The 9,073-nt window shown below is 30.1% G+C and carries 6 protein-coding genes; 5 read left to right on the top strand and 1 reads right to left on the bottom strand.

The window, feature by feature from the left end; all coding sequences use genetic code 11:
* The first annotated feature begins 538 nt into the window (after nucleotides 1-538).
* From U9R42_11845 to U9R42_11830, 4 genes are all read left to right on the top strand, one after another.
* Entirely contained in the window at nucleotides 539-1,936 is a 1,398-nt protein-coding gene (locus U9R42_11845) for a C1 family peptidase (GenBank protein ID MEA3496715.1), read from the top strand.
* 128 nt (nucleotides 1,937-2,064) lie between these two features.
* Nucleotides 2,065-3,204: a serine hydrolase gene (locus U9R42_11840; protein MEA3496714.1), complete on the top strand. Its 1,140-nt coding sequence runs from the start codon at nucleotides 2,065-2,067 to the stop codon at nucleotides 3,202-3,204.
* 26 nt (nucleotides 3,205-3,230) lie between these two features.
* Entirely contained in the window at nucleotides 3,231-4,196 is a 966-nt protein-coding gene (locus U9R42_11835) for a TerC/Alx family metal homeostasis membrane protein (GenBank protein MEA3496713.1), read from the top strand.
* Between the two features lie 91 nt (nucleotides 4,197-4,287).
* Nucleotides 4,288-5,649: a reductive dehalogenase domain-containing protein gene (locus tag U9R42_11830; GenBank protein ID MEA3496712.1), complete on the top strand. Its 1,362-nt coding sequence runs from the start codon at nucleotides 4,288-4,290 to the stop codon at nucleotides 5,647-5,649.
* Here U9R42_11830 and U9R42_11825 read toward each other — a convergent pair.
* Complete coding sequence (locus tag U9R42_11825; GenBank protein ID MEA3496711.1) at nucleotides 5,642-7,009, bottom strand: Fic family protein; 1,368 nt, start codon at nucleotides 7,007-7,009, stop codon at nucleotides 5,642-5,644. The two genes, U9R42_11830 and U9R42_11825, sit on opposite strands and share 8 nt — an antisense overlap.
* A gap of 250 nt (nucleotides 7,010-7,259) precedes the next feature.
* On the opposite strand from U9R42_11825, the gene U9R42_11820 reads away from it, so the two are divergent.
* On the top strand, nucleotides 7,260-9,073 hold a 1,814-nt coding region (locus U9R42_11820), incomplete at its 3' end, for a sialidase family protein (GenBank protein ID MEA3496710.1).

Below are 9,073 nucleotides of genomic sequence, written 5' to 3'. Positions count from 1 at the left end.
ACAGATTCACAGATTACAAAATTACTCTTTTTGTAATTAATGCTTATAAGAAAACTCATTATTTGACTAGCTGTACCCCGTATATTCCCTAAAGGGGAAAACCCAACACACTGAGTGTGTTGGCATCCTCTCTATGGGACAAAGGAATGAGCGAAGGATATGCATAATTTTCTTTTTTTCTAAGAAGTACTAATTAATGAATTTTCGCCAAATTCAGATATATCAGGACTAAAGGACATATACTTCGACTGGTCATAATTTGAGATTTGGCACTATGTTTAATGTATTGATTATTACCCGTTTACACGGTATGGCAAAACACAGTTTATGACAGCTCTGCACATATCTTATTAGAATATTCCATATAAATTAATTTTAATCTGCGAATCTGTCTTCGACAGACGTAGCCTTACTTCTATTACACTTAGCTTGTCTTCGACAGACGAAGTCTGTGGCTTTAATTTTTTTTCTACACAAATCAACGTATAACCATCAATTTTCTTATTTTTGCCCTCTTAAAAAAATCTAATTTAAAATTATGAAAAAAATATCACAATTATTCGTATTGGTAATTCTTTCAAGCTTTTTTATTCAAGGATACGCACAAAACAACGGAAGTATTTCTGATAAAATGCTGGATGAATTCAGAAAAACTCTTGAGAAAGAAAATATCACAGCTTTACAAAATGCTATTTCAAATAACAGCATAAATAAGCTTGCTAAAAATCAAAAAAATGCAGGAAAAGTTGACCATTACTTTTCACACAAAGTAAAAACAAGTGGTATTACAAATCAAAAATCATCAGGCAGATGCTGGCTCTTTACTGGTCTTAATGTATTTCGTCCTGTTGTAATGAATAAATACAATTTAAGCAAATTTGAATTTTCGGAAGCATATTCATTTTTTTATGACCAATTGGAAAAATCAAATCTTTTTCTTGAAGCTATTATTGCTACAGCAGATAAAAATCTTGATGACAAAAAAGTTGAATGGCTAATAAAACATCCTATAAATGACGGTGGACAGTGGACAACATTTTCTGACAACATTGCAAAATACGGACTTGTACCAATGAGTGCTATGCCCGAAACTCACAGTAGTGAAAACACCCGTTACATGTCAAAATTTATTAGCAAAAAGCTAAAAGAAGATGCATTAAAACTTAGGGAAATGCATAAAAACAGCAAAAGTGCAGAAAGCATTCAAACTGCGAAAAAAGAAATGCTGACTGAAATTTATAAATTACTTGCAATAAATCTTGGCGAACCACCACAAGAATTTACATGGAGATATAAAGATAAAAACGGGAAATTAAGCATTGCAAAAAAATATACTCCCAAAGAATTTTACAAAGAAGCAGTTGGTGTTGAACTTTCACAGTATGTTATGTTTATGAACGACCCTACTCGCAAATATCACAAACTTTACAATGTTGAACTTGACAGAAGTATTCAGGAAGGCACTAATTGGAACTACATAAATTTACCTACAAATGAAATTAAAGAATTTGCAAAGCAATCAATTATCAACGATAATGCAATGTATTTTTCATGCGATGTTGGAAAATTTTTAGATAGAAATGCAGGCACACTTGACATCAACAACTATGATTATAATTCACTATTCGGAGTAAATTTCGGAATGAATAAAAAACAAAGGATACAAACATTTGAAAGTGGCTCATCACATGGTATGGCATTGATTGGAGTGGACATTGACGAAAAAGGAAATACTAGCAAATGGTTACTTGAAAATAGCTGGGGAGCTTCGGCAGGACACAATGGATACCTTGCTATGACAGATGAATGGTTTGATGAATACATGTTTAGAGTTGTAATTAAAAAGGAATTTGTTTCAAAGAAAATTCTAAAAATTCTTGAACAAAAAGCAATTATGCTACCTCCTTGGGATCCAATGTATAATTATGACAAATAAATGAAGTGGAACATTTTTTTTATTTCACAAAGTTTTAATTAAAAAAAATACACTATGTTTGTTTTTGATTAAACAATGATTTTTATATAAAAATTACAAGAAGCTAATTTTATTAATCATTTTAAAAAATGAAAAAACATCGAATATTAAAAATATCAGGAGGGATAATATTATTTCTAATTGTTATTTATTTAATTCTTCCCTTTCACTTAAAGCAAGGCATAAAATATTTTACTCCCGATATTGATGATTACAAAATCTTTAGCAACAACACTGTTAAAGCTGGAAATTATCAAGCATGGAAAATATCAGAAAATATTAACAAACAAAAATTAGATAATAAATACTTAAAAGAATTTGAAAAATTAGAAACAAAAGCTTTTCTTGTAATTCAAAATAAAGAAATTCAATACGAAAAATATTGGGATTCATACAATGAGAACTCGTATTCAAATTCATTTTCAATGGCAAAAACAATTGTCAGTTTACTAATAGGAATTGCAATTGATGAAGGTAAAATCAAAAGTGTTAACCAAGCTGTCGGTGATTTTATTGACAATTTTAACAATGGTGAAAACGCAGAATTAACTATCAAAGACCTTTTAACAATGAGTTCTGCATTAGATTGGGATGAAAGATATGCTTCACCTTTTTCAAAAACAACAAAGCTTTATTATGGAAAAAATATTGAAGAATTTGTACTAAAACTTGATGTTGTTGAAGAGCCAGGAAAAGAGTTTAAATATTACAGTTGCAACACCCAAATACTCGCCTCAATCCTAAAGAAAGTAACAGGCAAAAGCCTAAGCACTTATGCCTCTGAAAAAATATGGCAAGTTATTGGAGCCAAAAATGATGCTTTATGGAGTACCGATAAAAAAGGTGGAACAGAAAAAGCCTATTGCTGTTTTAATTCAAATGCAAGAGATTATGCACGCTTAGGTCAATTAGTTTTAAACAATGGTAAATGGAACGAAAAACAAGTTATTTCAAAAAAATACATAAAAGAAGCTAGCTCTCCTGCTACTTATTTAAAAACAAAAAAAGGAAAAGAAGTTAATTTTTATGGATACCAATTTTGGATAATTAATCATAAAGGATTTGAAATACCTTATTTTAGAGGAATTCTCGGACAATATATATTTATAATTCCACATAAAAATGCAGTTGTTGTAAGGCTTGGTGAAAAACGTGATAAAAAAAGTGAAACAGCACATCCGCAAGATGTTTTTATGTATTTAGATGCAACTATGGATATTTTAAAATAACTTTTTTTTACATTTAAACAAATTATATGGCTGACAAAATTCATTACGAACATATTCTCTACATAATTTTTGCCAGTATTATTATTTTATTCATGTTCTTTGATCTCGGCATTTTTAACCGCAAAGCACATGAAATAAAATTTAAAGAAGCTCTTTATCAAACAATTTTTTGGGTAGTTATTTCTTTTGCATTCAATTATCTTATTTATTTATATATTGGCAAAAAAGAAGCTATTGAATACCTTACAACATACGTTACTGAAAAATCACTTTCCATTGACAACATTTTTGTTTTCATTATAATTCTTAATTTTTTTGATATTAAGAAAAAACATTACCATAAAATTCTTGTTTACGGGATACTTGGTGCTGTAATTTTTAGAGCATTATTTATTTTTATCGGAGGAATGCTCGTTGAACAGTTTAGTTGGATTCTATACATTTTTGGGGCAGTCCTAGTTTATACAGGAGTAAAACTATTTTTTACAAAAGAAGATAAAAAATTCAATCCTGACGACAACATACTTTACAAATATTTAACAAGACATTTCAAATTTTCACCCGACAAAGATTCAGGGAAGATAATAATAAAAGAAAATGGAGTAAGACATTTTACAGTACTATTTCTTGTAATTGTTGTTATTGAATCCACAGACATTATTTTTGCACTGGATTCCATTCCTGCAGTTTTTTCAATCACTCAAGATACTTTCGTAATTTATACATCCAATATTTTTGCAATAATGGGATTGCGTTCAATGTTTTTTCTTTTAAGAAATGTTATTAACAGATTCAAATTTTTACAACAAGGAATATCAATTGTCTTAGTATTTATCGGTGCTAAAATGTTAGCAGAAATTTTCGGTTATGAATTTTCAATCTCATTATCACTCTTAATAATTTTGATTATTCTTATTTCTTCAATTCTTTTATCGGCAACTTTAAGAAAACATATTCATTATTTAAAAGAAAACGATGAAGACAAGAATTAGAAGGCAAGTTGGGTTCAAAGCTACCAAAATGGATTTGAGTTTTTTTTACAATACCTAAGGAGAAAACACACAAAAGGTGTAATTACTAATAATGCAGTTAACGAATATAGATTTTTCTTTCCCTGTCATTTTTAATCTTATTGTTGGAATATTTCTATTTCTAAATATGTTTATTATTAGTGTTTTTTCATTAGTGGAAAAAGAAAAACGAGCATTTTGGATTTCAATAATTTTAATGTTTGTTACACCTTTAGCTTTTTTTCTTCTCGCAATAACTAATTTCCCCTATCAATCAATTTTAGTTTATGTTTTAATAGGAATTATATTCTTGTTACTCCTTGTTTTTGTCTTACTTTTTGGGAAAAATATTAAAGCAATTAATGATATCCCTAAGTCAAGATTTGATGAGAGAGATGTTGTTTTCTCAAGAAATAAATTGATAAAAGGAGAAAAAAATTACCTTGAATATTATAAAGCAAATCCTAGCAAAAAGAAAATTGATGATTCTATTCGCTCACTACCGGGATTATTGTCTCCAAAAGCTTCAAAGTATAACAAACAGTTGTTTGAAAAAGCAGATTATTATTTTAGCAAAACGGAGGAACTTTACCCCCTTGTTGATGGAACTGTAGCAAAAGAAAAGAAAAATATTAAAATTGAAAATTCAACAAAAGCGATAAAACAAAAAATTCTTGAGCAGGGAGCAGTTTCTGTAGGTATCACAGAATTAAAAGATTACCATTTATACAGCAACAAAGGCAGAGGTGGAAAATATGGTGAAGAAATAAAAAAAACTCATAAGATTGCGATTGCTTTTACTGTGGAAATGGACAGGGATTTAAATCGTGCTGCACCCGAAGCACCAACAGTTGTTGAATCGGCAAGGCAATATTTTAATGCAGGAAAAATTGCTACATCAATTGCTGAAAATATTCGTAAAATGGGATTTTCTGCAAAAGCACATATTGACGGAAATTACGAGCTAATTTGTCCTTTGGTAGCACGCGATGCAGGGCTTGGCGAAATTGGAAGAATGAGCATTCTTATTACTCCCAAACTTGGACCAAGAGTGCGAATTGGAGTTATCACAACAGATTTACCTTTGATGAAAGATAACAGAATTCAGGATTTATCGGTAATTGATTTTTGCACTAAATGTAATAAATGTGCTAAAGTGTGCCCTGTAAATGCAATACCTTTAGGTGCCATAAAAGATATTAATGGAGTAATGAAATGGAAACTTAAGGAGGATGCATGTTTTGCTTATTGGAATACAATAGGAACCGATTGTGGAATATGCATGGCTACTTGTCCCTATTCTCATCCCAATAATTTCTTTCATCGTTTTATCAGAAAAGGAATAGAAAAATCTTCTTTGTTCAGAAGCATTGCTACTCCTTTGGATGATTTATTTTATGGAAAAAATCCAAAATTTTATAAATCAATTAATTAACGATTTTATCATCTTTTATATGTTCAGAAATTTGATTTAATATATTTTTTGCCAACGAATTTGTAATCAAAATAATGCTATCATTGCTTATTTTAGGGTTTTTATAAGGAACAAAGATGTCTTTAAATACTGATTGCTTTGAATATATTTTTAAATAGTTATATTTTTCATAAGTAAAAAATAAAGATGTATAACAATCAAAATTTAAACTTTCTGTCTTTTTAAATTCCTTCCATTTATATTCAAAACCTATAGTGCCTACAACCATTTCAACAGAATCAAACCTTTCCTCAAATACTTTGAAAAATCCCTCTTTATTATTAACAATTAAGGCATCTCCAAAACTCCAACAAGTTATTTCTTTTTCAAAGAACAACTCATCAAATTTTTCTAATTTTTTAAAAACTTTTAAAAGAATAGGCTTTATATTATTATAATAAATCTCACGGCTCTGTTTTTTTGTAATAGTTAGTTTTTCTTTTTCTCCCTTAAGTGATGCTTTTAAAAGTTCTATCTCTTTATCAATATCAGTTTCATCTTCAATATCTTCACCGCTTGCTCCTTTCAAATACAACTCTAATGAATTTATTAATTGTTCAGCAATATATTTTACAAAATAGTCTTTATTTCCACCATCCGCTTCTTTCAATGCTGTATAATAATCTTCCTTTTCCTTTGTTTTTATTATTACAGGAGGATATCCGTATTGCATTAAAATCAAGTTCATTAAAATTCTTGCCAACCTGCCATTTCCATCATCAAAAGGATGTATTGCAATAAATTTATAATGAAAAATAGAGGCTATTAGTAATGGGTGATAATTACTTTTTTTATTTCCTTTTAAATCTTTTCTAACTTCTCTATACCATTCAATTAGGTCATGCATTTTTGCAGCTGTTTCCTCAGGACTTGCAAAATAGTGCATTTCACCTGTTTCTGTTAAAACGTGGTTTGGCTGTGTTTTATATTTCCCAACTTCTATTTTTCGTGGAACTATTTTCCCATCAGGAGTTTTTGATTTCATAAAATAACTCTCATGCAAAATAATTATATGTAATTCCCTGATAAACTTTTGAGTAATTTCAGTTTCTTTTTTTACAATGTCTTCAAGCATTAACAATGCTTCATTATGTCCTTTAATATCTAAATGGTCTTTTAATGGCTTTCCTTTAGCTGTAATTCCATGCAATAAAAATGTTTTAGTTTCTCCAAAAGTTAATGTATTCCCTTCAATATTATTAGAGTGAAAATTCCAGTCTAACCTGAATTTTTGCATTATTTGTTTTTCAAGATCTTGACTTATTGGTCTTAATTGATCTATCTTTTCTTTGAGTGAATCTATATTTTGTAGAATATCCATCGTAATCTCATTATCATTTATTACTTGCAAATGTTTTTAAATTGATTTTTTTTTCCTCAAAGTTAACATTTTGTTTTAATTGTCCAAAGAATTGATGTTTTTTTAAGTACAGTTAAACATAGAATTCTATACTTACTCAAAACCTGAGTTCCTAATTTTGCTAAATCAGAACTCATATTTCATTCACAAAAAAAATGCTTAAATTTGTGTTAACAGAAGAATCCTTTCAGAGAAGTTTAAAAGAAATCAAATGAAAAAACTGATTACAATAGCATTGCTTATACTTTTAATTATCATATTTATTTTTATTGGTAAAAATGACTCTAAAAACAATAAAAGCGTAGAACCTATTTCATTTAATGATTTAGGAATCAGAGGTGCAAACAAGCAACAATCACGATTTGAATGGGAATTCAACAGATTAAAAAATCCTCAATCAGGTAATATTCCAAGAAATATCAGACAAAAAGAATTGGAATTTGCAAAAAGTCGTTTTCAAAAATATTCAATCAATTATAGAAATCTTAACTGGATTCACCGTGGACCTTACAATGTTGGAGGAAGAACAAGAGGAGCAGCAATTGATGTTACTAACGATAATGTAATTCTTTCGGGAGCTGTGTCAGGTGGTTTGTGGCGAACAACTGATGGTGGGGAAAATTGGAATAAAATTACTACAGCCGATCAACTGCATTCTGTAAGTTGTCTTGTTCAGGACAAAAGAAATGGGAAAACAAATATTTGGTACTATGGAACAGGTGAAGGCTCAGGAAATTCAGCAAGTGCTCCGGGTGCTTTTTATGCAGGAAACGGAATGTATAAATCAATTGATGGCGGTCTAACATGGAATCTTCTTGCCGAAACATCATCAGGTAATTTGAGCTTTGATGCGTTGTGGGATGTAATCTGGAATATTGCAATTGATAATTCAAATAATACATCAGATATTGTTTATGCTGCAACATTAGGAGCAATTTATAAAAGTTCAGATGGTGGCGATTCATGGAATAAACAGCTTGGTGGTTCAACATCGGCTTTTGCATATTATACAAATGTTATTACAACTCCTAAGGGTGTGGTTTATGCTGTGTTGAGCGATGATGGTCCCGACAATGGAATTTGGCGTTCCCAAGATGGTGAAACATGGTACAATATTTTACCCGACAGCTTTCCCGAAGGATTTGAAAGAATTGTAATAGCGATAAATCCTCAAAACGAAAATTCCATATATTTTCTGGCTCACACACCCGAAAATGGAAAACTTGGCTTAGGATACAAAGGCACTGAAGATTGGAACAGCTTGTGGAAATATACTTTTGTAAAAAATAACGGGCTTGGAAATGATGGTGTTTGGCAAAATTTATCAGAGAATATTCCTGCTAAAGCAAAAAAAGGTTTTGATGATTTTAATGCTCAAGGTTCTTATAATTTGGTAATAAAATTTAAACCGAATGACTCAAACATTTTATTCATTGGAGGAACAAATCTTTATCGTTCTACTGATGGTTTTACAAGCTCAAATAACACAAAACAAATTGGTGGCTACGGAGTTGGAACAAAAAGACCAAATTGGGCAGTTTACGAAAATCACCATCCCGACCAACACGAAATAGATTTCCTTGCTACCGATCCTAATGTTTTGATAAATTTTAATGACGGTGGTGTTTTTAAAACAAACGATTGCATGGCTGATACAGTAAAATGGACTTCACTTAACAATGGATATTTGACCACTCAACTTTATACCGTTAATTTTGAAAAGGAAGCAACAAATGATATATTAATTGCTGGATTTCAGGATAATGGTAATTATTTTGTAAACAGTGATAATGAAAAAGCAAGCTGGACAATGCCATTAAATGGTGATGGCTCTTATAGTGCAATTGCTCCCGATAGAGAGTTTTATATTTTTTCAACACAGCTTGGTAAAATGGCAAAAATGACACTTGATAATGACGGAAACAGAACAGCTTTTGCCAGAATTGACCCAATTGGAGGCAAGAATTATCAGTTTATAAATCCATTTGTTATTGACCCTAATGATAAAAATATTCTTTATTTACC

It is taken from the genome of Bacteroidota bacterium, assembly GCA_034723125.1.
Taxonomy (GTDB): domain Bacteria; phylum Bacteroidota; class Bacteroidia; order CAILMK01; family JAAYUY01; genus JAYEOP01.
This window is presented reverse-complemented; position numbering and strand designations above follow the sequence as displayed.

What these genes read in the sequence shown, in the direction of transcription:
- U9R42_11825 (MEA3496711.1), bottom strand. Translation starts at nt 7,009, where the DNA reads ATGGATATTCTACAAAATATAGATTCACTCAAAGAAAAGATAGATCAA.
- U9R42_11840 (MEA3496714.1), top strand. Translation starts at nt 2,065, where the DNA reads ATGAAAAAACATCGAATATTAAAAATATCAGGAGGGATAATATTATTT.
- U9R42_11830 (MEA3496712.1), top strand. Translation starts at nt 4,288, where the DNA reads ATGCAGTTAACGAATATAGATTTTTCTTTCCCTGTCATTTTTAATCTT.
- U9R42_11835 (MEA3496713.1), top strand. Translation starts at nt 3,231, where the DNA reads ATGGCTGACAAAATTCATTACGAACATATTCTCTACATAATTTTTGCC.
- U9R42_11845 (MEA3496715.1), top strand. Translation starts at nt 539, where the DNA reads ATGAAAAAAATATCACAATTATTCGTATTGGTAATTCTTTCAAGCTTT.